The following is a 26,266-nucleotide window of genomic DNA, read 5'->3' on the forward strand; positions in this document are numbered from 1 at the left end:
CGTGGTGGTAAACGATCCCGGCAGATCGGTCCATGGGCCCATGGCGCCCTGGCTGTACGGGACCACGTCTGTCGGATCGGGCGCGCACTATGACAAAGAGGGCGGCAGTTTCGTAAATCTGCGCTATCTTTCTCTATACCATGTCCAGCGAATCCTTCTTTTCGACCCTGCCGGTCTTCACCCAGTTTTCCGGGGTGACGGATGCTGCCAATTATCATCCGCTGCCGGATGACTGGTGGATTGCCACGGCCGATATCGTCGATTCCACCGGGGCGATCGAGGCAGGGCGCTACAAGACGGTCAACATGGCCGGCGCCAGTGTGATCTCGGCCGTGCTCAACGCGCTCGACCGGCACGACCTGCCTTTCGTCTTTGGCGGCGATGGCGCGCTGGTTGCGGTGCCGCCATCCGGCCACGCGCAGGCCAGCGCCGCACTGTCGGCCTGCGCCACCTGGGCGCGCGAGGAACTGGATCTGATCCTGCGCGTCGCCATGATGCCGGTCCTGGCCATTCGCGCCGCCGGGCAGGATGTGCGCGTCGCCCGCTTCCAGGCGAGCGACATCGTCTCTTATGCGATGTTTTCCGGCGGCGGCGCGCATTATGCCGAAGAGCGAATGAAGGCAGGCGAAAACACGCTGACCTCAGCGCCTTCGGGCACGCGGCCGGATCTGTCCGGCCTTTCCTGCCGCTGGAACCCGATCCGCGCCCGCCACGGCCGGATCGTCTCGATCATCGCGGTGCCAGGCGTAGGCGGCGATGCGAAAGCCTTCGAGCAGCTGGTGGCCGAGATCATCGCCATTGCCGCCATGCTGGAGCGCGATGGCCACCCGATTGCCCCGGAAGGACCGCCGCTGGGCCTGTCAGCCGAGGGCGTGGCCGCAGAGGTCAAGGCCCGGCCTTCAGACGAGCCGGCCTGGCGCCGTCGCCTGCGCGTAACGGGCGAATATCTGCTCAGTTCAACGCTGGTGCGGCTCGACCGCAATCTCGGCCGCTTCAATGCCCGCCGCTACCGACGCGATGTCGGCGACAATTCCGACTTCCGCAAATTCGATGACGGGCTGAAAATGACCATCGATATCGATGCGGCGCGACTGGAACGCATCGAAACCCGACTGCGCCAGGCGCAGGCCGATGGCACCTGCCGTTATGGCCTGCACGCGCAGGACGAGGCGCTGATCACCTGCTTCGTGCCCACGCCGCTCCAGCGCGACCACATGCATTTCATCGACGGAGCCGCCGGCGGCTATGCCAGAGCGGCAAGCCGGCTGAAGGACAGCGTCTCAACTTTTCCAGGCGCGGCATAATGGGCAACCGCTGAAGAGATCAGCGGGCCGAAGCCTCAGCTTCATGCCTTGACGATCCGCTGATCCGCCAGGCCTCTCCGACCGAAGGCGTTGCGGGTATCGACAACAAGGGGGGCTGCCAGCAGCGCCTGATAGTCGATGGCGTCATGGTCCGTGGCCACCAGCACGGCGTCGAAGCCGGCCAGCGTCTCGGCCGTCAACGGCACAGAGCGGCGGCCTTTCAGCGCCATATATTCGCGTGTTCGCGGAATTTCCGCGACATGCGGATCGTGGTAGGCCGCCTGCCCGCCTCGTTCCTCGATCAGCTCGATCAGCTTGAGCGACGGGCTTTCGCGGATGTCGGGCACATTCTTCTTATAGGCAAGCCCGATCACCAGCACCCGCGAACGGCTGAGCGCCTTGCCGCATTTGATGTCAAGCGCCTCGGCGAGCCGGCCGACGACATGGCGGGGCATGGCGGAATTGATTTCGCCGGCCAGTTCGATGAAGCGGGTCGGCAATTCGTATTCGCGCGATTTCCAGGTGAGATAGAAGGGATCGATCGGGATGCAGTGCCCGCCGAGCCCGGGACCGGGATAAAAGGGCATATAGCCGAAGGGCTTGGTCTTCGCCGCATCCACCACTTCCCAGATATCGATACCCATGGCGTCGAACAGGATTTTCAGCTCGTTGACCAGCGCGATATTGACGGCGCGGAAGATGTTTTCGGTGAGCTTGACGGCCTCGGCCGTCTGGGTGGTGGAAACCGGCACGACCTGTTCGACCACCGCGCCATAAAAGGCCGCAAGCGCATCGCGCGCCGCCTCCCCCTCGCCCGCGACGATCTTGGGGATCACCGCCGTGTGGTAGTCGCGATTGCCGGGATCTTCACGCTCCGGCGAGAACCCCAGGAGAAAATCACGCCCCGACACCAGGCCCGTCTCCTCCAGGATCGGCCGGACGATCTCGGCCGTCGTCCCGGGAAAGGTGGTGGATTCCAGCACGATGACCTGGCCGGGCCGCAACGTGCGGGCGATCTCGCGCGTGGTCGCCGTCACAAAGGAGAGGTCCGGGTCGCGGTGGCGCGTCAGTGGCGTCGGCACGCAGATGATCACGAGATCGCATGCATCGAGCCGTGTGAAATCGCCGGTGGCTTCGAAACGACCCGCGCCGGTTTGCGCCTTCAGGGCTGCATCGCTCACCGCTTCGATATAGGAGCGGCCGGCTGCGATCGCTTCGATCTTCGGCGGGTCGATATCGAAGCCGATAACCGGAAATCCCTTGGCAGCCGTGGCGATGGCCAGCGGCAGGCCGACATAGCCAAGCCCGATGACGCCGGCGCGGGCCGTGCGCGCGTCAATGGCCTGCATCAGCCGTGCGATATCGAAGGTCGGCAGATGCGGTGCGCTCTGAGAGGTGACGGCGGACGGCGGCAGAGCGGACATAAAGCGTTCCTGACATCAGGGGTTCACGAAGACGGCGGCGGGGGATGAGCCCGGCGTCGGCAGGCACGTCTGACCTGCAGCGGCCGGACAGGCATATCGAAACGGAAAACGTTTCGGCAGTCTGGCCGAAGATTGCGGCGATCAGTTGGAAGCTTGGCTGGACGCTGTCAAGGCATGCGGACGGTCTTGCATCGAGGCTCCTTGGTTTTCCGGGATCGGCTGCTTATATCCTTCGCGACGCCGGCTATCGAGATGTGCCCGATCCGCTTTGGGGGACGAAGCCTCACGCGAGCGCCCATGAGGAGGAGGCTCACGCGGGATGGCGAAGCGCCTCAGCGGGTTTCGCCCCGATTCCGCTCTCATCCTATGATGGCGATCATGATCCAGATTTGGACCGGCCGGATCTCACTTATCCTCAGGCAGGAGACGACAAGAGCAGATGACAGCCCAGCACGCGACCGTCTCCGTCCATCTGCTTGCCCGCGTTTCGCACTGGCTGCAGCAATCGGCCCTGAAGGGCGAAAATCTCGAAACCCTGGTCACCGGCTTTTGCGAACGGCTGGCAGCCTCCGGCCTGCCCTTGAACCGCGTGCACTTGAGCTTCTCCATGCTGCACCCGCTTTATGATGCGCTGGGTTTTACCTGGGTGCGCGGCGAAGGCGTGACGGTGGAAGGCTATCGCGCCGGTTCGAATGCGGAGGACGCGGAGCGCTTCCTCAAGAGCCCCTATTATCACTTGCTCTTCAATCGGCTGCAGCATCTGCGCCGGCATATCGATCCGTTGATCCCGTCGGAATTTCCGATCTTCGACACGCTGAAGGCTACGGGCACGACCGACTACATCGCCTTCACCCGTTCCTTCGGCGAAACCCAGAGCCAGGGCATGATCGGCTCCTGGGCGACGGATAGCGCCGGCGGTTTTTCCGATCCGATGATCGAGGCCCTTTTGAAGATCGAGGACGACCTCGCCGTCGCCGCCAAGATGGCCGTGCTCGGCAAGCTCGCCGACAACATGCTCTCCACCTATCTCGGATCGAGCGCGGGGCAGAGCGTGCTGTCCGGGCGTGTTCGCCGTGGCGATGGCGAAACGATCCGCGCCGTTCTGGTCGTGGCCGACATGCGCCAGTCCACGGTGCTGGCCGAGAAGGAAGGGCGGCAGGCCTATATCGAGACGCTCAACGATTTCTTCGACGCCATTGCCACACCCTTCAATCGGCAGGGCGGAGAGATCCTGAGCTTTCTCGGCGATGGATTCCTTGCGGTCTATCCCTGCGGACGCCACCGCGAACCATCGCAAAAGGCGGCGCGCATGGCCATGTCGGCCACCCGCCAGGCCCGACTGCGCATGCAGGCGCTGAACGACATCAGGGCGAAGAAGCGCCTGGCGCCGGTCGGCTATGGTATCGGGCTGCACGTCGGCAACGTGCTGTTCGGCAATGTCGGTCTGCGTGACCGCTTGACCTTTTCCGCCTTTGGCTCCGCGGTCAACGAGGTGCAGCGGCTGCAGATGCTGACCAAGAAATATGATGAGCCCGTCATCGCCAGTCAGGCCTTCGCCAACTACTGCGGCGGCGACTGGATCGAACTGGCCGAGGAAAAGCTGCGCGGCGTGCGCCAGAAGCTCGTCGTCTGCCGCCCCGGCGAAAGCCAGCTCAAGGTCGACAAGGCCGAGGAGATGATGAACCGGGCGCTGGACACGCGCTCGGAGGCCGAGGAAGTCATGCTGCTCTATCGAAAGAGCCTCAATCGCGGCGCGGAAGACAGCTGGAACAAAATGCTGCAGTAAAGCCTTGTGGCGAAAACGTGGCGGTGTGGACACTGTCATAGTGCTCGGCTAGTCTCCGGCCTGCCTGAAGGACGCTGCACAGACAGAAGCAGCGCCGGTGCGCCGCTCGTGAAGGAAGGCCTCAGCATGACGCAAGGTGCGGATCTCCTGCGCATCGAAGATCTGACCGTGTCTTTCGCCATGTTCGGCGGCGCACTGGACGCCGTGAGAGGAGCCAGCCTGCGCGTGCTTCCGGGCAAGGTCACGGCCCTGGTGGGAGAATCCGGCTCAGGGAAATCGGTGATCAGCCAGGCGGTCATGGGCATTCTGCCCAATATGGCCAAGGCAGGCGGCCGCATTCTCTTCAACGATCCCGCACTAGGCACCGGTCCCGTGGACCTTCTGTCGCTGCCGCGAGATGGCGAAACGATCCGGACCTTGCGCGGCAACCGCATGGGCATGATCTTTCAAGAGCCCATGACCTCGCTGTCGCCGCTGCACACGATTGGCAATCAGATCGGCGAGAGCCTGGCGCTGCACAAGGGCGCGACAAAGGCCGAGCAGCGCGAACGTACCGAGGATATGCTATCGCTGGTCGGCTTTCCCGATCCCAAGCGCGCCATCGACATGTATCCGTTCGAGCTGTCGGGCGGCATGCGCCAGCGCGCCATGATTGCCATGGCGCTGATCTGCGGCCCGTCGCTGCTGATCGCCGACGAACCGACCACGGCGCTCGACGTCACCATTCAGGCGCAGATCCTGCATCTGCTGCGCGGCCTGCAGCAGCAGTTCGACATGGCGATGCTGCTCATCACCCATGATCTCGGCGTGGTCGCCAATATGGCCGATGAGGTGGTGGTGATCTATCACGGCGAGATCATGGAGGCCGGCCCGGTCGATGCGATCTTTCGCCGGCCGAGCCATCCCTATCTCAAGGGCCTGATGGCGGCCGTTCCGCATTTCGACATGAAGCCGGGCGAGCGCCTGAAGGCGCTGCGCGAGGTGCCGGTCAAGGCCGATATCCTGCTGGGTCGCACCATGCCGGCGACCAAGCCCAAGGCGCCGGCGGCGTCCCCTCTCGGCAGGGATGACGTTCTTCTCTCCGTACGAGGCCTGACCAAGACCTATACCACGCGCAAATCCGGCTGGTTCGGCAAGGGCGAGACAAGGGCGATGCGCGCGGTCGACGATGTCGGCTTCGACATTCGCCGGGGTGAATGTCTGGGTCTCGTCGGCGAATCCGGCTGCGGCAAGACTACGGTCAGCAAGATTCTGATGCGCGCGGTGACACCCGATGCAGGCTCGGTGACGCTCAACAGCCAAGATGGACCGATCGACATGCTGGCCGCGCGCGGGAGCGCACTCGACCGGCTGCGCACGCGCGTGCAGATGGTATTTCAGGATCCGGTTTCATCGCTCTCGCCGCGCATGACGGTACAGAATATCCTGGCCGAGCCGCTGGAGATCCACCGTCGCGGCAATGCCGAATCCCGCCGGGAGGCCGCCAAGGCGCTGCTCAAGGCCATCGGCCTCGACAAGCGTCACCTCAACCGCTACCCGCACAGCTTCTCGGGAGGCCAGCGCCAGCGCATCGGCATTGCCCGCGCGCTCGCCCTCGGGCCGGAACTGCTGATCTGCGACGAGCCGGTCTCCGCGCTCGATGTCTCGGTTCAGGCGCAGATCCTCAATCTTTTGAAGGATCTTCAGGCCGAGCTGGGTCTGACCTACCTCTTCATCTCGCACAACCTGGCGGTGGTCGATTATATGGCCGACCGAATCGCCGTGATGTGTGCCGGCCGGATCGTCGAGCTTGCGCCGCGCGAACGGCTGATGCGTGCGCCCGTCCATCCCTATACAAAGGCCCTTCTCGCCGCAGTCCCCTTCCCCGATCTCGACCGCCCGCTGGACTTCACGCTTCTGTCGAAAGGCGGTGCGGCCAGCCAGAAGCGCTGGGCCAAGGCCTTTTCCAGCGAGGGCGAAGAGGGCGCCCTGAAGAAGGTCGAGGTCGCCGAGGGGCATTGGGTGCTGGCCCGGCAGAATGCCGATGCCACGGAGATTTGCGCATGATCACGCGCCGCCTCACCCTCAGCCTCCTGGCCGGCGCAGCGGCGGCGCCGTTTCTTGCCCCGGCCGCGCGCGCGAATGCCGGGCTCGGTGAAGAGCCGGAACCCTTGGCCAGCGCCGTGGCAAAAGGCGATCTTCCGCCCATGGCCGAGCGCGTGCCGAAGACCCCGCGCGTGATCGATCTCGCATCCATGAACCGCAAGCCCGGCGCTTATGGCGGCACCGCGCGGATGATCATCGGCAGCCAGAAAGACATCCGCTTCATGACGATCAACGGCTATGCCAGGCTGATCGGCTATACGCAGAAGCTGGAATTCCAGGCCGATATTCTCGAACGCTACACCGTGGAAGAGGCGCGGATCTACACCTTCACGCTGCGCGAGGGCCATCGCTGGTCGGATGGCCATCCGCTGACTTCGGAGGATTTCCGCTATACCTGGGAGGACGTGATCCTCAACGAGGATCTGCGCAAGGGCGGCGTTCAGCGCGAACTGCTGGCCGAGGGCAATCCGCCACGCTTCGAGGTGGTCGACGAACGCACCGTGCGCTATAGCTGGGATGCGCCGAACCCGGACTTTTTACCGGCAATCGCCGCCGCCTCGCCCGTCACCCTGCTTCTGCCCGCCCATTACATGAAGCAGTTCCACAAGAAATATGTGAGCGAAGACGATCTCAAGGCGAAGATGAAGGCCGCCCGCGTCAAGAAATGGGCCGATCTTCACATCAAGATGTCGCGCCAGTACCGGCCGGAAAACCCGGATCTGCCGACCCTCGACCCCTGGCGCAACACCACCGCGCTGCCGGCCGAGCAGTACATCTTCGACCGCAACCCCTATTTTCACCGCGTGGACGAGACGGGGCGGCAATTGCCCTATATCGACCGCTTCGTGCTGAACATCTCCTCGCCTGGCATCATCGCCGCCAAGGCTGGCGCCGGCGAGGCCGACCTGCAGGCCTCCGGCATCGATTTCGTCGACTATGCCTTTCTGAAGGATGCCGAGACGCGCTATCCCGTGAAGGTGAAGCTCTGGAAGCGCACGCTCGGCTCGCGCGTGGCGCTTTTGCCCAATCTCAATTGCAGCGATCCGGTCTGGCAGAAGCTGTTGCGCGATGTGCGCATGCGTCGGGCACTGTCGCTCGCCATCAACCGGCACGAGATCAACATGGCGGCCTTTTACGGCCTGGGCAAGGAAAGCGCCGACACGATCCTGCCGGACAGCCCGCTGTTCAAGCCCAGCTATTCGGCGGCTTGGTCGGCCTTCGATCCGGCCGCCGCCAACCGGCTTCTGGACGAGCTGGGCCTGACGGAACGGGATGGCGAGGGCATGCGGCTTCTGCCAGACGGCCGCGTGGCGCGCATCGTGGTGGAAACGCCCGGCGAAGGCACGCTGGACACGGATGTGCTCGAACTGATCACCGATCATTGGGCCAAGGTCGGCATTCCCCTGTTCATCAAGACCTCCCAGCGTGAGGTTTTCCGCAATCGCGCCATGGGCGGCGACATCATCATGGCCATGTGGCTTGGCCTCGACAATGGCGTGCCCACCGCGGACATGAACCCCGGCGAGCTGGCGCCCAGCGCGGACTCGCAGCTGCAATGGCCGGTCTGGGGCATGCATCATCTCTCGCTCGGCCAGTTCGGCCATGCGCCGGAGCTGCCAGAAGCGCAGCGCCTGGTGGACCTTCTGAAACAGTGGAAGCTGACGACGACGACGCCGGAGCGCGCGGCGATCTGGCAGCAGATGCTGGCGATCTACACCGACCAGGTCTTCTCGATCGGCATCGTCAACGGCACGCTGCAGCCGCTGCTGCATTCGGCGCGCATGCACAATGTGCCGGAGGAAGGCCTCTATGGTTTCGAGCCGACCTGCTATCTCGGCATCTACATGACGGACACCTTCTGGTTTGGCGACAGTGTGAGCTGATCGATGCTTCGATATATCTGCTGGCGCGTCGCCGCCATGATCCCCACCCTTCTCATCATCTCAGCCCTCGTCTTCACCATCATCGAATTGCCGCCCGGCGATTATTTCGAGAGCTACGTCTCGGAAATGCGCGCCCAGGGCGAGGGTGTCGACATGGCCGAGATCGAGGCGCTGAAGGCCGAATATGGCTTCGACCAACCGCCCGTCATCCGCTATTTCCATTGGGTCGCCGGCATGCTGCACGGCGATTTCGGCTATTCCTTCGAATATCAGCTTCCGGTCAACGAGGTGGTTGGCGACAGGCTGTGGCTGACGGTGATGGTCTCCTTCGTCACCATCCTCGTCACCTGGCTGATCGCCTTCCCGATCGGCATCTATTCCGCCACTCATCAATATAGCTGGGGCGATTATGGGCTGACCTTCCTGGGTCTCCTGGGTCTTGCCATTCCCAACTTTCTGATGGCGCTGATCCTGATGTATTTCGCCAATATCTGGTTCGGCACCTCGATCGGCCATCTGATGGATCAGAAATATCTGTCCGAGCCGATGAGCTGGGAGAAGGCCAAGTCGATCCTGGAGCACCTCTGGATCCCCGTCATCATCATCGGCACGGCCGGCACGGCGGGCATGATCCGGCGCCTACGCGCCAATCTCCTGGACGAGCTGCAGCGTCAATACGTCGTCACCGCCCGCGCCAAGGGTCTGCATCCTTTTCGCGCGCTGGTGAAATATCCGCTGCGCATGGCGCTCAATTTCTTCATCTCCGATATCGGCTCGATCCTGCCCGCCATCATCTCCGGCGCCGAGATCACCGCGATCGTGCTCTCGCTGGAAACCACCGGGCCGATGCTGATCAAGGCGCTGCAAAGCCAGGACATGTATCTGGCGGGGTCCTTCCTGATGTTCCTCGCCTTCCTTACCGTGATCGGCGTGCTGATCTCCGATATCGCGCTGGCCTTTCTCGATCCGCGCATCCGCCTGCAGGGAGGCAGCCGCAAATGACGATGTTGCTGCCCGAACCCGGCGCGCCGCTTGCCCATTATGTCTCCGACAAGCCCTTCGATCCCATGTCGATCGAAGCGATGACGCAGAAGCAATCCGATATCTACGAGGCCTCCCAGCTTCGTCTGATGTGGTGGAAGTTCAAGAAGCACCGGATCGCCTTGGCCTCCCTGTTCTTCCTCGCCGTCGCCTATGCGATGATTGCCGTGGTGGAGTTTCTGGCGCCCTATAACCTGCAGACCCGCAATGTCGAAAACATCTATGCGCCGCCGCAAGCCGTGCATCTCTTTCACGAAGGATCCCTTGTCGGGCCCTTCGTCTATGGCCGGACGATGACGCTGGACATGGCGACGCTGCGCCGTGTCTATACCGAGGATCGCAACAGGATCGAGCCGCTACGCTTCTTCTGTCGCGGGGACAGCTATCGCTTCTGGGGTCTGTTCGAGGCCGACCGCCATCTTGTCTGCCCGGCCGAGGGCGGCACGTTCTTCCTGTTCGGCACAGACAGGCTGGGGCGCGACGTGCTGTCGCGCATGTTCTACGGCGCGCGCATCTCGCTCACCATCGGCCTGCTCGGCGTCACCATGGCCTTCGTGCTCGGCATCGTCATTGGCGGTCTCGCCGGCTATCACGGCGGCCTGTTCGATCTGATCGTCCAGCGGGTGATCGAGGTGCTGCAATCTATTCCCAGCATTCCCCTGTGGATGGCGCTGGCCGCCATCATGCCGGTGACGTGGAGCCCGATCGTCATCTATCTCGGCATCACCTGCATTCTCGGCCTTCTGGACTGGACAGGCCTGGCACGCGCCGTGCGCTCCAAGCTCTTGGCCCTGCGCGAGGAGGATTATGTGCTCGCCGCCCAATTGATGGGCGCCAAGCCCGCCCGCATCATCGGCCGCCACCTGGTGCCGGGCTTCCTCTCCCATCTCATTGCCAGCGCCACCATGTCGATCCCGGCGATGATCCTCGGCGAGACGGCCCTCAGCTTCCTCGGCCTGGGTCTGCGCCCGCCGATCACGAGCTGGGGCATTCTGCTCACGGAAGCGCGAAGCGTCAGTGTCATCGCATTTTATCCATGGCTGCTTATCCCAACGATTCCCGTGGTCCTCGTCATCCTCGCATTCAATTTTCTGGGTGATGGCCTACGCGACGCAGCCGATCCTTATAAATAACATTGCAGTGCGGCATAGACTGCGGCAGGACGCTCTCCACAAGGGCATCCGGCCAACGGCCTCCGCGCGAACGCCCTTTCTGTCTGGACCCAGAAACCATGACCCGTCGGTTCGAAGATGCCCGCATCCTCATGTACAGCCACGACACGTTCGGGCTCGGCCACCTGCGCCGCTGCCGGACGATCGCCCATTCCTTGGTCGAGCATTATCGTGGCGTCCATATCCTGATCGTCTCCGGCGCCACCATCGCCGGCGCCTTCGACTATCGCGCCCGCGTGGATTTCGTGAAGATCCCGAGCGTCATCAAGCTGCGCAACGGCGAATATACGTCGATGGACCAGCATATCGACCTGCACGACACGCTGAAGATGCGCCGCTCGATCATCCGCCACACGGCCGAGACCTTTAAGCCGCATATCTTCATCGTCGACAAGGAGCCGATGGGCCTGCGCGGCGAAGTGGAGGACACGCTGTCCTATCTGAAATGCCAGGGCACCACGCTGGTTCTGGGTCTGCGCGAGGTGATGGACGCGCCGCATCTTCTGGAAGCCGAATGGGCACGCGGCGACACGATGCGCAAGATCGGCCAGTTCTACGACCAGATCTGGGTCTACGGCCCACCGGATTTCTACGACCCGCTCGATGGCCTCGACGTGCCACCGCCCGTGCGGGCGCGCATGGAGTTCGTCGGCTTCCTTCAACGCTCCGCCTCGGCCGAGGTGCTGTCCGAGCACAAGCCCAAGGGTGACTATATCCTGGTGACGACGGGCGGCGGCGGCGATGGGGAAGATCTCGTCGACGATGTCTTCAACGCCTATCAGGCCGATCCGACATTGACGGAACGGGCGTTGGTGGTGCTCGGTCCCTATATGCCGGCCCAACAGCGGGCAGACCTGCTGAAGCGGTCTGCGGCGATTCCCTATATCGAGGTGATCGAGTTCGACAATCGGATGGAGCAGCTGATCGCCGGCGCGCGCGCCGTCGTCGCCATGGGCGGATACAACACCTATTGCGAGATCCTCTCCTTCGACAAGCCGGCCCTGATCGTGCCCCGCGTGCTGCCGCGCGAGGAGCAGCTGATCCGTGCACGCCGCGCCGCCGAACTGGGGCTGATCGACATGCTGCTGCCCGACGAGGCCCATGACCCGCTGCGCCTGTCGGCGGCGCTGAAAGCTCTGCCCGACCGGCCGCCGCCATCGAAATCGGCAAGCCATCTCTGCCTCGACGGGCTCGGCAATATCGCCCGTCTGGTCGGCGAGGTGTTCGACCGGCGCGGCGACCGCGCGCGGCTGAGCCTGGTCGGTGGCTGAGCCTGCCATGCACCCTCCTCTCATTGTCGTGGTACTGAAGGGCTATCCGCGCCTGTCGGAAACCTTCATCGCCCAGGAACTGCTCGGACTGGAAAAGGCCGGGCTGCAGCTTTCGCTGATCTCCATGCGCAGGCCGACCGATGCGCGCCGGCATCCCGTGCACGACGAGATCCGCGCGCCGGTGCTCTATCTGCCGGAATATCTGCATGAGGAACCTGTCCGCGTGGCCAAGGCCTGGTGGAAAGCGCGGCGGTTACCCGGCTACAAGGCCGCCTTGAAAGCCTTTCTGAGGGATCTGCCGCGCGACGTCTCGCGCAATCGCCTGCGCCGTTTCGGCCAGGCCTGTGTGCTTTCGGCTGAATGGCCCGAGGGCGGCGCCTGGCTGCATGCGCATTTCATCCACACACCTGCCGCCGTCGCCCGCTACACCGCCTTGATGACGGGCACGCCCTTCACCTGTTCCGCCCATGCCAAGGACATCTGGACCTCGCCCGACTGGGAGCTTGCCGACAAGCTTGCCGAGAGCCGCTGGACGGTGACCTGCACCAAGACGGGCCATGACCATCTGCAGAGCCTGGCAGCCGAGCCGCAGCGCGTGCATCTGAGCTATCATGGCCTGGATCTCGACCGCTTTGGTCCGTTTCAGGGCCAGCGCACCCTCAAGGATGGCAGCAATGCTGCCGACCCGGTGATCATCGCCAGTGTTGGCCGCGCCGTGCCGAAAAAGGGCTATGACATCCTGCTGAAAGCGCTCGCCGCCTTGCCGGCGGACATCCACTGGCGCTTCGAGCATGTCGGCGGTGGCACCGAAACCAAGCGGCTGAAGGCGCTGGCCGAAAGCCTCGGCCTGTCCGAGCGCATCACCTGGCATGGCGCGCTGGCACAGGAGGAGGTTCTGGCGCTCTATCGCCGCGCTGATCTCTTCGCGCTGGCCTGCCGCATCACCCCGGATGGCGACCGCGACGGCCTGCCGAATGTGATCGTCGAAGCCTCAAGCCAACGCCTGCCCGTGGTCGCCACCGACATTTCGGGCGTGCCGGAGCTTCTCACGGACGGGCAGAACGGCTATCTCACCCCCTCCGAAAATCCGGATGCCTTTGCCGAAGCGCTGATCCGGGCGATCCGCGATCCGCATAGGCGAGCGCACTTCGGGCTGGCGGCGGAAGCGCGCGTGCGCTCGGCCTTCGACTATCACGCCAGCATCCGCCAGCTGAAAACCCTGTTCGAAACCGAATGGCAGACACACCCATGACCGCAGCAGACGTCCACGCCACCGAAGCCCAGCGCGCCACGCCCCGCTCCTTCCAAAGCGGGCCGGCCCGCGTGCTCTTCTATGTGCAGCACCTGCTCGGCATCGGTCATATCGCCCGCGCCAGCCGTCTGGCCGATGCCTTGTCCAAGGCCGGCTTTGCCGTCACCGTGGTCACCGGCGGCGCGCCTGTCGATGGCTTTCCGGGTCCAGGCGTGGACCATATTGCGCTGCCGCCGGTCAAGGCGAGCGATGTCGGCTTCAAGGGCCTGTTCAAGATGGACGGGACACCCGCCGACGACCGGTTCAAGGCCGACCGCCGCGATCTGCTGCTTGGCATCTTCGACCGCCTCCAGCCGGATGTGCTGATCACCGAGGCCTTCCCCTTCGGCCGGCGGCAGATGCTGTTCGAGCTTCTGCCGCTGATGGAAGCAGCCCTTGCACGCAAGCCGAAGCCGCTGGTGGTCGCTTCGCTTCGCGACATCCTGCAGGAGCGCCCGAAGCCTGCGCGCGACCGCGAGACGGTGGACTTCACCGAGCGCTTCTATGACGAGATCCTCGTCCATGGCGATCCGAGCTTTGCCCGGCTGGAGGAAACCTTTCCCTTCGCCGCCGAAGTGGCCGACAAAGTGCGCTATACCGGCCTGGTCGCGCCACCCAAGCCGACGCCATCCGAGGAACGCTATGAGGTCGTCGTTTCCGCCGGTGGCGGCGCCGTCGGCCGCGACGTGATCGAAGCGGCCCTGAAGGCGTCGCATATCACGCCGCGCAAGGGACCCTGGGCCATCATCACCGGTCCCAACCTGCCCCAGGCCGATTTCGACCGTGTCAGCGCGCAGGCGCCCGCCGATGTCAATGTCTTCCGCTTCCGCCGCGATTTCGGCAGCCTGTTGGCGAGCGCCGCGCTGTCCGTCTCGCAGGCCGGCTATAACACCGCCGGCGACATTCTGCGCGCTGGCTGCCGCGCCGTGCTCATTCCCTTCACCACGGGTGGCGAGACCGAGCAGGGCGAACGCGCCGCGCGGCTGGAGCGGCTGGGCCTGGCGCGCGTGCTGAAGCAGGAGAACCTCTCGCCGCAGGTGCTGAGCGTCATGATCCAGGACGCCTTGACGATGGCGCCTCATGCCGCGCCGGAACTCGATCTCGACGGAGCGCGTAACACGGCCACGCTTCTGAGTGAGCGCCTCGCGCAGCGCGCGGGACACTGAGCCAGCAGGACGGCATCCAGCGCTATTCTGCCGCGTGTGGGATCGGCTTTGCGCGCGCCGCGATTGCGGGAGATCGTCGCGTTTTTCGCGGCGCGTGCGTCAGGTCAAGCGTACAAAGGTTGAGCGGGAATCGGGAAGACGGAGAACAGCCTGAGGCTGCCGAAGCGGCTTCAGCCACATAGCTTTCGCCGGCTGGCTGGTGTAGTCTTGGCTGAAGTGATCGGGCATGCGGCGCCGAGGGAGGTGGCGTTGCGCAACTCCGGCGGACACTCCCGGCATCGATGGCACTGCGAGCCCTTCCTGGAAAGGCATGGCTGCTCCATCTTCCTGCGTCTGATGTCTCGCGGTTGCGGCCCGTTGTGCAGCCGATGCCGACCATAATGCTCTCTGCCTGGTGCCCATGGAAAAAAGCCTTACCCGATATATCTGGAACCATACGCGCCGGCAGCAGATCTATATCCTGATCGTCGTGCTGGTCTCGATGGTTCCCTATTTCCTGTCCTTCGACCTGCCCAAGCGCATCGTCAACGGACCGATCCAGGGCAATGGCTTCGGCGAGCCCGGCGCGCGGCAGATGTTCGGCGCGATCTCGTTGCCCATCCCCGGCTATGGCAGCGTCCGGCTGTTCGACGGCATCGACCTCACGCGCATGGAAATGCTCTATGCGCTGAGCCTCGTGTTCCTGTTCCTGGTGGTCGTCAACGGTCTCTTCAAGCTCTATATCAACACCTTTAAGGGCAGGCTCGGCGAACGGCTGCTCCGGCGCATCCGATACCAGCTGATCGACCGCATCCTTCGCTTTCCCCCGAGCCAGTTCAAGCGGATGAAGGGCTCCGAAGTCTCCAGCATGGTCAAGGACGAGGTGGAACCGCTGGGCGGCTTCACCGGAGATGCCTTCGTCCAGCCGGTCATGCTTGGCGGGCAGGCGCTGACCGCTCTCGCCTTCATCGTTCTGCAGAATGTCTGGCTCGGCGCCATCGCCGCCTTCATGGTCGGGATCCAGGCCGTGATCATTCCGCGCATGCGCCGCCGGCTTCTGGTTCTCGGCCGCGAGCGGCAGATAACGGCGCGCGAACTCGCCGGCCGCGTCGGCGAAATCGTCGAGGGCATCGGCACGATCCATGCCTATGACACGTCCAACTACGAGCGCGCCGACATTGCCCACAGGCTCGGCCGGATCTTCAAGATCCGCTACGACCTGTACCAGTGGAAGTTTATGGTGAAGTTCATCAACAACTTCCTGGCGCAGCTCACACCCTTCCTGTTCTATTGCATCGGCGGCTATCTCGCGCTGAAGGGCGATCTCGATATCGGCCAGCTCGTGGCCGTCATCAGCGCCTATAAGGACCTTCCGGGTCCGCTGAAGGAGTTGATCGACTGGGACCAGACCCGCCAGGACGTGCAGGTCAAGTTTGTCCAGGTCGTCGAGCAATTCGAAGCGGAAAACATGATCGATCCAAGCCTGCAGGCTCTGCCCGCGCCGGTGGCGGCAGCCGGCATGGCGGCGGCAGGGCTGGCGGGTGTTGCGGCAGCGACGACGGCCGGTGTCCATCAGGCCAGCCCGGCGGAGGTCAAGGTCTCTGCCAGCCCTGAGGAGGAGGCCGAGGCCATGCGCGAAAGCGTCGGCCCGCTGGCCGCCGTCAACCTCACTTTGTCCGACGACAGCGGCGCGCGGCTGGTCGAGCGAGTCTCGGTGCAGATCGATCCCGGCGAGACGGTGGCGATCATCGGTGCGGCGGCCGGCGGCGGCGATGCGCTGGCCGAGGCATTCGCACGGCTGATCTGGCCGGAAAGCGGCCGCGTGACGCTGGGCGGCAAGGACATTCTCGAATTGCCGGAATCGGTCGTCGGCCGGCGGCTGACCTATGCCTCCTCCGACAGCTTCTTCTTCTACGGCTCGCTGCGCGACAACCTGCTCTACGGTCTCAAGCATGCACCCCTGACAGAGGCGAGCTATGAAGGCAGCCTGATGCTCCATCGCAAATGGGAGATCAACGAAGCCAAGCTCGCCGGCAATCCCCATCACGACATCAACAGCGACTGGATCGACTACAGCGCCGCCGGCGCCAGCCGCCCGGAGGATCTGTTCGCCTCGATCCTGACCGTGCTCGATGCCGTGCAGCTCTCCAAGGACATTCTCGACCTGGCGCTGCGCACCACCATCGATCCGCAAACGCGGCCTGAACTCGCCGAACGCATCGTCGAAATGCGCAGCGCGCTGACAGGCGAGCTGGAGGAAGCCGGTCTCAACGGTCTTGTCGTGCCCTTCGAGCCCGGTGCCTACAATATCGAGGCGACCGTCGGCGAAAACCTGCTGTTCGGCACGGCGGTCGGGCCGCGCATGATGCCGCAGGCCCTTGCCAAGAACACCTATTTCCGCTCGGTGATCGACCAGTCGGGGCTCGACCGCATTCTCTTCGATATGGGCTACCAGATCGCCGAAAACGCCGTCGAACTCTTTTCCGACCTGCCGCCCGATCACCCCTTCTTCCAGCAGCTCACCTTCATGAGCGCGGACGATATTCCGCTCTACCAAGGCCTGATGCAGAAGCTGCGCGGCGGCAACGGCTTCGAACGGGCCAACGAGACCGAGCGTGGCCAGATGATCCGGCTGAGCTTCCAATATATCGAGCCCCGCCACCGCTTCGGTCTTCTGACGCGCGAGCTGATGGACAAGATCATCGAGGTCCGTCAGGCCTTCCACGAGAACATGCCGGAGGACATGCGCGAGGAGATCGAGCGCTACGACCCGGAGCGCTATCTCGCCTCCGCCACGCTGATGGACAATGTTCTCTTCGGGCGCATTTCCAACAAACATGCCGACGGGCAGAAGCGCATCCGCTCCATCGTCTCCTCGCTGCTCAACACCATGGGCCTGCTCGAACAGGTGCTCGACATCGGGCTGGACTTCAATGTCGGTGCGGGGGGCAAGCGGCTCACCATCGTCCAGCGCCAGAAGCTCAACCTTGCCCGCGCCATGATCCGGCGGTCGGACTTCTACATCTTCAACCGCCCGCTGCCCGGTCTCGACCATCGGCTGCAGGATGAAATCCTGCGCGATGTGATGAAGCTGGTGCGCGGCAGCGGCGAACATCAGGCCATCGTCTGGGTTCTGTCGAACACGTCGCTCGCCACGCTGTTCGAACGGGTGCTGGTCTTCGATCGCGGCCTTCTGGTGGAGGATGGCCATCATGAGGATCTTGCGCGCAAGAATGGGGTGTTCAAACAGCTCGTCGCGTCATAAAGCGCTGCCCCGGGCCGGGTCTGCGCATAAATATTTCGTCCGAGCCCATGGCCGCGTCACAAAAGCGGTTCCCAGGGCTGAGCAAGATGCTCTAAGATCGAGCCTCTTGCGCGTGGAAGGCTTGAAGGCCATGACAAGGCGCGGTCTTAGGCGCGGCGATGCATGAGAGGGTAATCAGGGCGAGAACCTGCGGGAGGCAGGATCGCGCGCCAGATGTGAGGAACGGAGTGCCATGCTTCTCAAGGACGAGGTTCAGATGCTGCGGCGCGTGCCGCTTTTCTCAGGTGTCGAGCCGGGAAAGCTGAAGCTGCTCGCCTTCACCTCGGACCGGGTGAGCTATGGCGTCGGCGACACGCTGTTTCACCAGGGCGATATCGGCGATGCAGCCTATGTCGTGCTCGACGGCACGGCGGACATTCTCGTGGAATCGCCGACAGGCCCGATCAAGGTCGCGGAAGTCGAGCGCAATTCCATCGTCGGCGAGATTGCCATTCTCTGCGATGTCTCGCGAACGGCAACGGTGAAGGCAACGACAGGCGTGGAAGCCCTGCGCATCCGCAAGGATCACTTCCTCAAACTGCTCAGCGATTTTCCCGAGATCACCATCCAGATCATGCGCGTGCTGGCCGACAGGCTCAGCCACACCACCTCGGAACTCACCGAAGCCCGCAGCCGGGTGCGGCAGCTGGAATAGGCTGGATCTCTCGAATTCAGTCGACGGAAATCGCCCCCGTTTCCCGGTCAATGGTGAAATCGGCAGAGGGCAGCCCTTCCGCATAGGCGGACATCATGCGGAAGAAGCGACGAAATTCGGCCTGGGCGGAGCCTTCGGGCCAGTCGCCCGCCGCAAACGCCTGGGCCAGCGCATGATAGACCGACATTCTGTCCGGCCCGATTCTGTCGACGCCGAGATCGCCGCCCATGCGCAGACGATACCAATCGCCTAAAAGCTCCGTTGCCGGCAGGTCGGCAAGCGCGGGGCTGACGAGAGCCTGCTTGTCCGGGTCACCCGGCATCACCACCGCAATTGCCTGAGGCTCGCTCGTTTCGGCAAGCCAGGCGAGGTCTGCGAGCTTCAAGCGCCTGATCGCCGCGGCCATGGCGGGCGCCCAGTCGCGCTTGAGATAACGGCGCGTGGCGATCCTGCCGATATGGGCACTAAGAAACTCGCCATAATCCCGCGCCTCCAGAAGAGCACCGGGATCGAGCCCGTCTTCGGCAGCCTCCCTGGCATAGAGCCGCATCAGCCTTGGGTCCAGCGCAAGTGCATCAAGGCGGATGGTCTCGACCGACACGGCACATGCCTGCACCGTCACGATCTTGTAGGCAGGCGGAAAGCCGCACAGCGCCGGTACCGCGATATTGGTGAGAACGCGGCCCGAGACGCGCGCCTGTGCCGTGTCGTTGACATGAAGATGGCCGCTGAAATGCAGGTCGATGCCCGCCTGGATCAGTGCCGCCGCCACCGTGTCGGGCGGCACGCGCTTGACCATCTCCGTCTCGCCAAGCAGCACGCGCTCATCCTCGGCAGTGCCATCCAAAGGATCGACGACAGGATAATGCGAGAAGGCGAAAAGCTGGGCGCCGTCACGCAGCGCCGCCTCGGCAATTTCCGTCATCCAAGGCAGGAGAAACGGCTTGTGGATCAGAAGCTCCGCCCATCCGGCATTGGTGCTGTCGGTATAGTGCATGTCGGCGCGCCGCTCGCCCGGCGCCAATGGCACGAAGACATTGGCGTCGATCATCAAAAAGCGAATGCCGGGCACCGGCTCCACCAGATAGGATGCATCCATCAGCCACGCGCGTCGGCCGCCGCAGGCAGACGTGACTTCGTAGCGCCGGGCCTCGGGAGCGGGATTTGTGCCGAAGGGGGTCTGCCAGCCAGCAGCATGCTCGGCGGAAAAAAAGCCGAACGCACCGAGTTCGGTAAGTCCCTGCGGGCTGCCGAGGCAGCGCATGGCTGGCGATAGCGTCACCGACCGCGCCTGCGGGTCCCGCCGCTCGGGATCGCTGGTCACCAGGCCATAACCCCCGGAAGCAGTCAGGAAGCGCTTGGAGCGATGGCGCCCCTCATCAGCGAAGACGTCATGATTGCCGACGGTGAGGAAAATGCGCAGGCCGAGCCGTTCCGAGGCATCCTGAAAAACGGCCCGAGCCGCGCGCCGGGCAGGCTCCTGCCCGTCATCGCTGTAATCGCCTGTGATCACCACATGGCGGATGCCGCGCGCGGCCACATCCTCGAGCGCATGCTCAAGCGCGGCCTTGCTCTCGTTGAAAGTCCGCGTCGACCGCATCGTGTCGGCCAGGAGCCGCACGTGCAAACCCTCTGGCGCATCCGCCAAACCATGGTCGGCCTCGATATCGTGGACGTGAGCGTCCGACAGAACGGCGAAGCGAAAGGGAAGCGCCGGCGACATCCAACCTGCCTGTGCATGACCTCATAATGGGTCAGATGTTTCGCACAGGCCTGAAGAAAATGCGACGGCACGTCTCGCCTCATGCCCTGCTTTTGGCTAGCATGTGCCAAAACAAGGCTGTTCCAGAGGAAAAATCTTCATCGGGATCTTCTAAGAGAGACGAGAGGGAACGGCAATCAAGGGAAACAGCTGATGATGCGAAACAGAGCGGACAGGCGGGCGAGACCAGTTTGGACGCCCTTCCAGCCTGGCATCACGGCAGTTGCGTGCACAGAGTGACGGATAGCGGGTTCAGAGTTAGGTTCTGGGGCGTTCGCGGCAGCCTGCCGGTGTCGGGCGCCGAATTCCAGGCCTATGGCGGCAACACGATCTGCATCGAGATGCGCTGCGGCGACCGATGTCTGATCTTCGATGCCGGCTCCGGCCTGATGCCGGCCGGCGTGGCACTGAAGGCCGAGGGACTGTCGCGCTTCGACCTCTTCTTCACCCACAGCCATTACGATCACATCATCGGCCTCCCCTTCTTTCCGCCGATTTTCGACCGAAACGCTTCGGTCACCTTCTGGTCCGGCCACCTTGCCGGGCGGATGAGCACCCATCGCATGATCGGCGAATTCATGCGCCCGCCCTGGTTTCCCGTCGAGCCGGATATCTGCTGCGCGGCGTTGCGCACCCGGGATTTCAGAGCCGGCGAGCCACTCGCTCCGGCGGACGGGATCACGATCCGCACCGGCGCGCTCAATCATCCGGGCGGCGCGGTCGGCTATCGCGTGGAATGCGGCGGACGGGCGGTGGCCATGATCACCGACACGGAGCATGAACCCGGCACGCTTGACCCGACCGTGCTGGCGCTGATCGAGAAGGCCGATCTGTTCATCTACGATGCGAGCTATACCGATGCGGAGATGCCGCGTTATCGCGGCTATGGCCATTCCTCCTGGCAGCAGGCGGTGCGGCTGGCGCAGGCGGCGGGCGCTGCACGCGTCGCGCTGATCCACCATGCGCCGCTGCGTACCGATCGCGAGCTCGATGCCATCCATCAACAGGCACAGGCAACCTTCGACGGCGCCTTCGTCGCCCGCGACGGACAGATCCTCGATCTCTAACGGGCCGCTGGCCGCAGGCCTATGACTGCAGGCCTGTGGCCGTCCCGATAGAATCGGGCTGAAGTCGTACGCAGTACGATGCTATGATTTTGTTTCTGCAACGGATTTTTCCGAAAACCGGTTACCACTTTTCGGTCCGATGCCCTATGCGGATGCCCTTGGTGGCAAAAAATCTGCCAGCGTCTGCCAGCGGCATGCCGGATGCGCCGAGGTGACGGCGAACAGCGTTTCCAGAAAAGACCAGGCCGCCGTATCATGCACCAGATGATGCGTGAGCAGGCCCATGCTGCCGCCCTTCTCAGCCATGCGCGCCAGCCGCATCGCGATGTCGGAAAAGAGCACCTCCTGCGGCCGTCCACCGCGTGTGCCATGCCAGTCGATCAGGTCGACATGCGTGTTGATCAGCGGCATCGGCCCGGCCGTCTCATCGCCATAGACAGACAGCGCCTGGAAACCGAGCGCGGCAAGGGAGGGCAGCAGCGCCGCATCGATGCGGTTCCAGGGCGGCACCAGCACAGGCAGCGCCCGTGCGCCGTAATGCGCACGCAGCCGTTCAAGCCCGGCCCCGAGGCTGTCAAGAACCAGCCCCGCTGGACGCTCAGGGCCCAGTTCCTGCTTCTTCACCCCATCGGACGCGTGGTTGGCATGATCCCAGCCGTGAACCGCGACGGCCACGTGTGCTTCGCCTGCAACCAGATTGCGCAGGCTCTCCTCCTCATGGGCGGGAATGACGGCGAGCGTCAGCGGCACGGCATAACGAACGGTCAGATCCACCATCCGTTCGAGCGCCGGCGTCGCCGCCACGGCATCGTCATCACGCAGCCAGAGCGGGGCGACGGCGCGGCGCGCATGCCAGCGGTCGAGTTCGCGCAGCAAGGGATCGGCAGCAGAGGGAAGCGGCATGCTGAAAGGTCCTTGGGCAAGGCGGCAGAAAACGCCTCCGCAACATCTGATCCGCGCTGGATGCAGAATGTCGCGACACTTGGGATGTGCTGCATGCGGTTTATCGACATCGCTGCCGATCCAGGGCGCATGCAGGGCGAAACAATCAGACGGGTTCTATCTCGTTTGCCTTAACGAAGAGCCTGTCAAATGTCGTCGAACGGCGCAAGCCGTCGCAGTACAGAAAGGCTTGCCACAGATGCGACAGACAGCACAAAACCGCCCGGCAATTCGTCCCCGCCGCTCCTGCCCTATGAAGTCCGCGAACAGGAAGGGGCGACCAGCGGAAGAAGAAGCCGGTCCAGCCGCTCGGCCGCATGATGGAGCTGGCGCTCGTCGGTGACGAAGGCGCGCGCCCCCGCGCCAAGACGCATCCGCAAGACGTCGTCGCCCAGAAGCCGGTCGAGCGCCTGCGCATAGGCATCGATGCTCCCTGCCGGCGTCAGAAGACCGGTGCGTTGCGGGATCACCACCTCCGGCACGCCGGCAATCGCCTGGGCGACAGCGGGAGCGCCGACGGCCGCCGCTTCGAGATAGGCCAGCCCATAGGCCTCGCCGCAGCCGGGCCAGGCATAAAGCGCGGCCGACGACAGGATCTCGGCCACCCGCTCCGGCGTTTGCTCGCCCGCAAAGGTCACCCGGCTGCCATAAGCGGCAAAGAGCGCGCGCACCTCCGCCTCCAGAGGGCCGCCGCCGACGACCGTCAACCGCCAGTCTTCCCGGCGCAGCTGGCCAAGGGCTTCGGCCAGAAACCGGAAGCTATCCATCTTATCGCCCGCGCGCATCATCGCCACAGCCACCATGTGGCCGGGCTGGGGCGCGGGAGCACGGGCGAGGAAGCCGGCCGCCTCGATGAACGGAAAAAGCCGCGCCACGCACGCGCCAGGAACGTGATCGACAAGGCCGACCCGGTCCCGCTCGGTGATGCAGAGATTGAGCGCAGCCTGGGCGATGCTATCGCGCACCTGCGCCTGCGCGCCGCGCCATTCATCCCGGTCGCGCCGGGCCGAATAAGAGGCTTCGGCGGTCACATAGGGAATGGCGAAGCGACTGGCGATCGCGGGGCCGATGCGGTCGGGCGCCTTGTAATAGGGATGATAGGTGAACCAGAGATCCGGTGTGCCCTGTTGCTCATAGAGGCGGATGAGCCGCGCAATCTCGTCTTCGGCAGCGCTCTGGCCCTCGCGCAATACCTCGGGTGTACGGGCAAAGGCGCGCAGGGTCGAGGCGACGGTGACGCCATGCCCGCGCGCCGAGAGGGCGGCGATCAACAGCCGCCCCATCAGCCGGTCTCCGGAGGGAACGGGATGATCGGGCGATTTCAACGGCGCATAGAAGGCGATCTGCATGGCAGGTGATCTAGCGCAGACCGGAGCAAAAGGCCAAGCAGCCGCCGCTGCCCTAAGCGAAAATCCCCGACCCGCCGAGAAAGCGCCCGGCGCAGGGGAACTGTCGCACCATCGCCTTGTTGGAGGCCCGCCAAGGAAACCAAAGATCATCAAGGAGAATCTCATGTTCTATACGGATGGACGCCTTCAGTTTCCGGTTCGGGTCGAAACGCCGGATCCGCAATTCGCGCGCGCACTCCAGCAGGCGATAGGCGGCGTCGAGGGCGAGATCCGCGTCGCCATGCAATATTTCTTCCAGGCCTGTGGCGCACGCGGCAATCCGAAGTTCCGCGATCTCCTGATGAACACGGCCGCCGAAGAACTCGGCCATATCGAGATGCTGGCCACCGCGGTGGCGTTGAACCTCGAAGGCGCCCCGGTGTCGGTCAAGGAAGAGGTCGCAGCCGATCCGATCGGCGGCGCCGTACTTGGCGGGCTCAATCTCAAGAATATCCTGTCGTCAGGCCTTTCGGCCATGCCGGTCGATTCCGACGGCGTGCCCTTCGACATGTCGCACATCTATGCCAGCGGCAATATTGCCGCCGACATGACCGCCAATGTCGCAGCCGAATCCACCGGTCGCGTGCTGGCCGTCCGCCTCTACAATATGACGAACGATCCCGGCATGAAGGAGATGCTGTCCTTCCTGATCGCCCGCGACAGCATGCATCAGAACCAGTGGCTGGCAGCGCTGGAGGAACTCGGCGGAGCCAAGCAGGTCTTCCCCATTCCCAATTCCTTCCCGCAGGAGATGGAAAAGACCGAGTTCAGCTATGCCTTCCTCGGCTTCCAGGCCGATGGCAGCGCGCCCGTCGCCGGCCGCTGGTCGCAGGGACCTTCCGTCGATGGCAAGGGCGAATTCACCGCTGCGCCGATGTCGCCGCTCGGCGAGAAGCCGATGCTCGGCCCGGCAAAGCCGATGAGCGGCGCGCAGAACGAGCAGATCCAGCCGCTCTGAAACACACGCTAAGGTGCCGCATCGTTCCCACCGGATCGACGCAGCACTTGAAACGTCACGTCTTGCCGGGCGCTGGCCTTTTCGCCCGGCAAGCACGGATGCCTGCCGCAGGTCAGGGCACCTAGGCGCAGAGCATCAACAGGCTTTGCCAAAGGCGCATGCCTGTTCTGCCCAAAGCACAGAGCTGCGCCCCTTGACCGTCTCATCGAAAAGTCGAGATCTAAGGACAGGTTAAACGGCAGGCACGTCAGGAAGGCGAGCATCGCGATCTCGTTTGACCCAAGGTTGCAGCAGAGGATGGCCGACCGCTTCGCCCCATCCGAAGCCGTGCTCAAACGCTGCATGAACCGGCACCGGAGGCCGCATGACCGACAGCCGTACCACCGACCAGGATTCCACCATTCTCGAAGAACCGCTTTCCGATCCCATCAGCAAGGCTATCGCCCAGCCGGGACATGGGCCGGCCGGCCGTCAGCGGATCGTCATCGTCGGCGGCGGCTTCGGGGGACTCGCCTGCGCACAAGCGCTTGGCAATGGCGAGGCGGAGGTGACGGTCATCGACCGGCGCAACCACAATCTGTTCCAGCCCCTGCTCTATCAGGTTGCCACAGCCGCGCTGTCACCGGCCGATATCGCCGAGCCGATCCGGCGCACGCTGGGGCGCTTCGAAAATATCCGCGTCATGCTGGCCGAAGTCACGGGCATCGACACGCTGCGCCGCCTCGTCAAAACCGAGGAAGGCATCAGCGTCCCCTACGACACGCTCGTGATCGCCATCGGCTCGGTCTATAATTATTTCGGCCATGACGAATGGCGCGATCTCGCACCAGGGCTGAAGACCATCCACGAGGCGCGCCAGATCCGCCAGAGGTTGCTCACCGCATTTGAAAGAGCGGAACTCGCCGAAGACCCCGAGGAGAAGAAGGCGCTTCTGACCTGCGTCGTCATCGGCGGCGGCCCTACAGGTGTCGAGATGGCCGGAGCGATCGCCGAACTCGGCCGCTTCATGATCACGCATGATTTTCGCGCGCTGGCATCGGATCATTTCAGCGTCATTCTGGTCGAGGCCGGGCCCCGTATTCTGGCGCAGTTTCCCGAAAAGCTGACCGACTATGCCCGCCAGACACTGGAAAAGGCTGGCGTAACCGTGCGTACGGGCGAAGCGATCGAAGCGATTGCCGCCGACCACGTGGTGATCGCCGGCAGGACGCTGAGAACCGGATGCGTCGTCTGGGGCGCGGGCGTCAAGGCCTCGCCGGCGGCACGGTGGCTGGGCGTGGAACCGGGGCCGGGCGGGCGTCTGCCAGTAGAGGCCAATCTCGCCGTCAAGGGTGTCGATCACGTCTATGCCCTGGGCGATACCGCGCTGGGCCAGGGCGAGGATGGCAAGGCGCTGCCCGCGCTTGCCCAGGTTGCCAAGCAGCAGGGCCACCATCTCGGCCGTGAACTGCGCCGCATCGGGCGCGGACCGGATCAGGTGCGTGCCTTCCATTTCCACAATCGCGGCAACACGGCGGTGATCGGCCGAAATTCCGCGATCTTCGATTTCGGCCGCTGGACACTGAAGGGCCGCCTGGCCTGGTTCCTCTGGGCGCTGGTGCATGTGTATCTTCTCGTCAATTTCGAGAAGAAGCTGCTGGTCAGCATCCAGTGGCTCTGGCGCTACCTCACTCGCCAGCGCGGCGCCCGCATCATTGACGAGGAAGCGCTCGGACTGGAGGTCGACCGGAACGGACAGCCGGCAGCCACGCGCACACAGTTGCAGCCATTTTGATGGGGTAGAAAGCC

At 63.9% G+C, this 26,266-nt stretch carries 18 protein-coding genes; 14 read left to right on the forward strand and 4 right to left on the reverse strand.

Translation table 11 applies throughout. The annotated features are described in order from the left end of the window. Nucleotides 1-140 precede the first annotated feature (140 nt). Nucleotides 141-1,304, forward strand: a complete 1,164-nt coding sequence (locus BMX61_RS18680) for a DUF3095 domain-containing protein (RefSeq protein WP_075625675.1) — start codon at nt 141-143, stop codon at nt 1,302-1,304. Between the two features lie 41 nt (nt 1,305-1,345). Here BMX61_RS18680 and BMX61_RS18685 read toward each other — a convergent pair whose 3' ends face one another. Next, nucleotides 1,346-2,653, reverse strand: coding sequence for a nucleotide sugar dehydrogenase (locus tag BMX61_RS18685; protein WP_075625707.1), 1,308 nt, complete (start codon nt 2,651-2,653; stop codon nt 1,346-1,348). A 514-nt stretch (nt 2,654-3,167) separates the two neighbouring features. Between BMX61_RS18685 and BMX61_RS18690 the strand changes: the two genes are divergently transcribed. The 10 genes from BMX61_RS18690 (at nt 3,168) to BMX61_RS18735 (ending at nt 18,361) form a co-directional block, all read left to right on the forward strand. Next, a complete protein-coding gene (locus tag BMX61_RS18690; RefSeq protein ID WP_075625676.1) occupies nt 3,168-4,514 on the forward strand; it encodes an adenylate/guanylate cyclase domain-containing protein in 1,347 nt (448 codons plus the stop codon). 126 nt (nt 4,515-4,640) lie between these two features. After that, nucleotides 4,641-6,560, forward strand: coding sequence for an ABC transporter ATP-binding protein (locus tag BMX61_RS18695; protein WP_075625677.1), 1,920 nt, complete (start codon nt 4,641-4,643; stop codon nt 6,558-6,560). Next, nucleotides 6,557-8,482, forward strand: coding sequence for an ABC transporter substrate-binding protein (locus BMX61_RS18700; protein WP_075625678.1), 1,926 nt, complete (start codon nt 6,557-6,559; stop codon nt 8,480-8,482). Before BMX61_RS18695 ends, BMX61_RS18700 begins: the two co-directional genes overlap by 4 nt. A gap of 3 nt (nt 8,483-8,485) precedes the next feature. Beyond that, complete coding sequence (locus tag BMX61_RS18705) at nt 8,486-9,484, forward strand: ABC transporter permease (RefSeq protein WP_075625679.1); 999 nt, start codon at nt 8,486-8,488, stop codon at nt 9,482-9,484. Next, the gene (locus BMX61_RS18710) at nt 9,481-10,656 is read left to right on the forward strand and encodes an ABC transporter permease (RefSeq protein ID WP_075625680.1); all 1,176 of its coding nucleotides are present in this window, start codon (nt 9,481-9,483) and stop codon (nt 10,654-10,656) included. Before BMX61_RS18705 ends, BMX61_RS18710 begins: the two co-directional genes overlap by 4 nt. Nucleotides 10,657-10,754: 98 nt before the next feature. Then, the gene (locus BMX61_RS18715) at nt 10,755-11,966 is read left to right on the forward strand and encodes a glycosyltransferase family protein (protein WP_075625681.1); all 1,212 of its coding nucleotides are present in this window, start codon (nt 10,755-10,757) and stop codon (nt 11,964-11,966) included. A gap of 7 nt (nt 11,967-11,973) precedes the next feature. Continuing rightward, the gene (locus BMX61_RS18720; RefSeq protein WP_075625682.1) at nt 11,974-13,218 is read left to right on the forward strand and encodes a glycosyltransferase; all 1,245 of its coding nucleotides are present in this window, start codon (nt 11,974-11,976) and stop codon (nt 13,216-13,218) included. Then, nucleotides 13,215-14,423: a glycosyltransferase family protein gene (locus tag BMX61_RS18725; protein WP_075625683.1), complete on the forward strand. Its 1,209-nt coding sequence runs from the start codon at nt 13,215-13,217 to the stop codon at nt 14,421-14,423. Before BMX61_RS18720 ends, BMX61_RS18725 begins: the two co-directional genes overlap by 4 nt. Before the next feature lie 400 nt (nt 14,424-14,823). Further along, nucleotides 14,824-17,667, forward strand: coding sequence for an ABC transporter transmembrane domain-containing protein (locus BMX61_RS25110; RefSeq protein ID WP_234794739.1), 2,844 nt, complete (start codon nt 14,824-14,826; stop codon nt 17,665-17,667). Between the two features lie 232 nt (nt 17,668-17,899). After that, nucleotides 17,900-18,361, forward strand: a complete 462-nt coding sequence (locus BMX61_RS18735; RefSeq protein ID WP_075625684.1) for a cyclic nucleotide-binding domain-containing protein — start codon at nt 17,900-17,902, stop codon at nt 18,359-18,361. Nucleotides 18,362-18,377: 16 nt separating this feature from the next. On the opposite strand, the gene BMX61_RS18740 is transcribed toward BMX61_RS18735, so the two are convergent. After that, nucleotides 18,378-20,084 carry a metallophosphoesterase family protein gene (locus BMX61_RS18740; RefSeq protein WP_075625685.1) on the reverse strand — a complete coding sequence of 569 codons (1,707 nt, stop codon included), beginning with the start codon at nt 20,082-20,084 and terminating at the stop codon, nt 18,378-18,380. 275 nt (nt 20,085-20,359) lie between these two features. Here BMX61_RS18740 and BMX61_RS18745 point away from each other — a divergent pair, with 275 nt between their 5' ends. Then, a complete protein-coding gene (locus tag BMX61_RS18745) occupies nt 20,360-21,190 on the forward strand; it encodes an MBL fold metallo-hydrolase (RefSeq protein ID WP_075625686.1) in 831 nt (276 codons plus the stop codon). Nucleotides 21,191-21,334: 144 nt separating this feature from the next. On the opposite strand, the gene BMX61_RS18750 is transcribed toward BMX61_RS18745, so the two are convergent. Further along, on the reverse strand, nt 21,335-22,093 hold the full coding sequence (locus tag BMX61_RS18750; protein WP_075625687.1) for a polysaccharide deacetylase family protein: 759 nt from the start codon (nt 22,091-22,093) through the stop codon (nt 21,335-21,337). A gap of 290 nt (nt 22,094-22,383) precedes the next feature. Next, nucleotides 22,384-23,481: a glycosyltransferase family 4 protein gene (locus BMX61_RS18755; RefSeq protein ID WP_075625688.1), complete on the reverse strand. Its 1,098-nt coding sequence runs from the start codon at nt 23,479-23,481 to the stop codon at nt 22,384-22,386. Nucleotides 23,482-23,644: 163 nt separating this feature from the next. Between BMX61_RS18755 and BMX61_RS18760 the strand changes: the two genes are divergently transcribed. Continuing rightward, nucleotides 23,645-24,478, forward strand: coding sequence for a manganese catalase family protein (locus tag BMX61_RS18760; protein ID WP_075625689.1), 834 nt, complete (start codon nt 23,645-23,647; stop codon nt 24,476-24,478). A gap of 364 nt (nt 24,479-24,842) precedes the next feature. After that, a complete protein-coding gene (locus BMX61_RS18765; RefSeq protein ID WP_083639207.1) occupies nt 24,843-26,252 on the forward strand; it encodes an NAD(P)/FAD-dependent oxidoreductase in 1,410 nt (469 codons plus the stop codon). The last annotated feature ends 14 nt before the right edge of the window (nt 26,253-26,266 follow it).

The organism is Xaviernesmea oryzae, from assembly GCF_900109605.1.
GTDB classification, from domain to species: domain Bacteria; phylum Pseudomonadota; class Alphaproteobacteria; order Rhizobiales; family Rhizobiaceae; genus Xaviernesmea; species Xaviernesmea oryzae.

What these genes read in the sequence shown, in the direction of transcription:
- BMX61_RS18735 (WP_075625684.1), top strand. Translation starts at nt 17,900, where the DNA reads ATGCTTCTCAAGGACGAGGTTCAGATGCTGCGGCGCGTGCCGCTTTTC.
- BMX61_RS18695 (WP_075625677.1), top strand. Translation starts at nt 4,641, where the DNA reads ATGACGCAAGGTGCGGATCTCCTGCGCATCGAAGATCTGACCGTGTCT.
- BMX61_RS18725 (WP_075625683.1), top strand. Translation starts at nt 13,215, where the DNA reads ATGACCGCAGCAGACGTCCACGCCACCGAAGCCCAGCGCGCCACGCCC.
- BMX61_RS18720 (WP_075625682.1), top strand. Translation starts at nt 11,974, where the DNA reads ATGCACCCTCCTCTCATTGTCGTGGTACTGAAGGGCTATCCGCGCCTG.
- BMX61_RS18710 (WP_075625680.1), top strand. Translation starts at nt 9,481, where the DNA reads ATGACGATGTTGCTGCCCGAACCCGGCGCGCCGCTTGCCCATTATGTC.
- BMX61_RS18690 (WP_075625676.1), top strand. Translation starts at nt 3,168, where the DNA reads ATGACAGCCCAGCACGCGACCGTCTCCGTCCATCTGCTTGCCCGCGTT.
- BMX61_RS18715 (WP_075625681.1), top strand. Translation starts at nt 10,755, where the DNA reads ATGACCCGTCGGTTCGAAGATGCCCGCATCCTCATGTACAGCCACGAC.
- BMX61_RS18705 (WP_075625679.1), top strand. Translation starts at nt 8,486, where the DNA reads ATGCTTCGATATATCTGCTGGCGCGTCGCCGCCATGATCCCCACCCTT.
- BMX61_RS18765 (WP_083639207.1), top strand. Translation starts at nt 24,843, where the DNA reads ATGACCGACAGCCGTACCACCGACCAGGATTCCACCATTCTCGAAGAA.
- BMX61_RS25110 (WP_234794739.1), top strand. Translation starts at nt 14,824, where the DNA reads ATGGAAAAAAGCCTTACCCGATATATCTGGAACCATACGCGCCGGCAG.
- BMX61_RS18700 (WP_075625678.1), top strand. Translation starts at nt 6,557, where the DNA reads ATGATCACGCGCCGCCTCACCCTCAGCCTCCTGGCCGGCGCAGCGGCG.
- BMX61_RS18740 (WP_075625685.1), bottom strand. Translation starts at nt 20,084, where the DNA reads ATGTCGCCGGCGCTTCCCTTTCGCTTCGCCGTTCTGTCGGACGCTCAC.
- BMX61_RS18760 (WP_075625689.1), top strand. Translation starts at nt 23,645, where the DNA reads ATGTTCTATACGGATGGACGCCTTCAGTTTCCGGTTCGGGTCGAAACG.
- BMX61_RS18750 (WP_075625687.1), bottom strand. Translation starts at nt 22,093, where the DNA reads ATGCCGCTTCCCTCTGCTGCCGATCCCTTGCTGCGCGAACTCGACCGC.
- BMX61_RS18685 (WP_075625707.1), bottom strand. Translation starts at nt 2,653, where the DNA reads ATGCAGGCCATTGACGCGCGCACGGCCCGCGCCGGCGTCATCGGGCTT.
- BMX61_RS18680 (WP_075625675.1), top strand. Translation starts at nt 141, where the DNA reads ATGTCCAGCGAATCCTTCTTTTCGACCCTGCCGGTCTTCACCCAGTTT.
- BMX61_RS18755 (WP_075625688.1), bottom strand. Translation starts at nt 23,481, where the DNA reads ATGCAGATCGCCTTCTATGCGCCGTTGAAATCGCCCGATCATCCCGTT.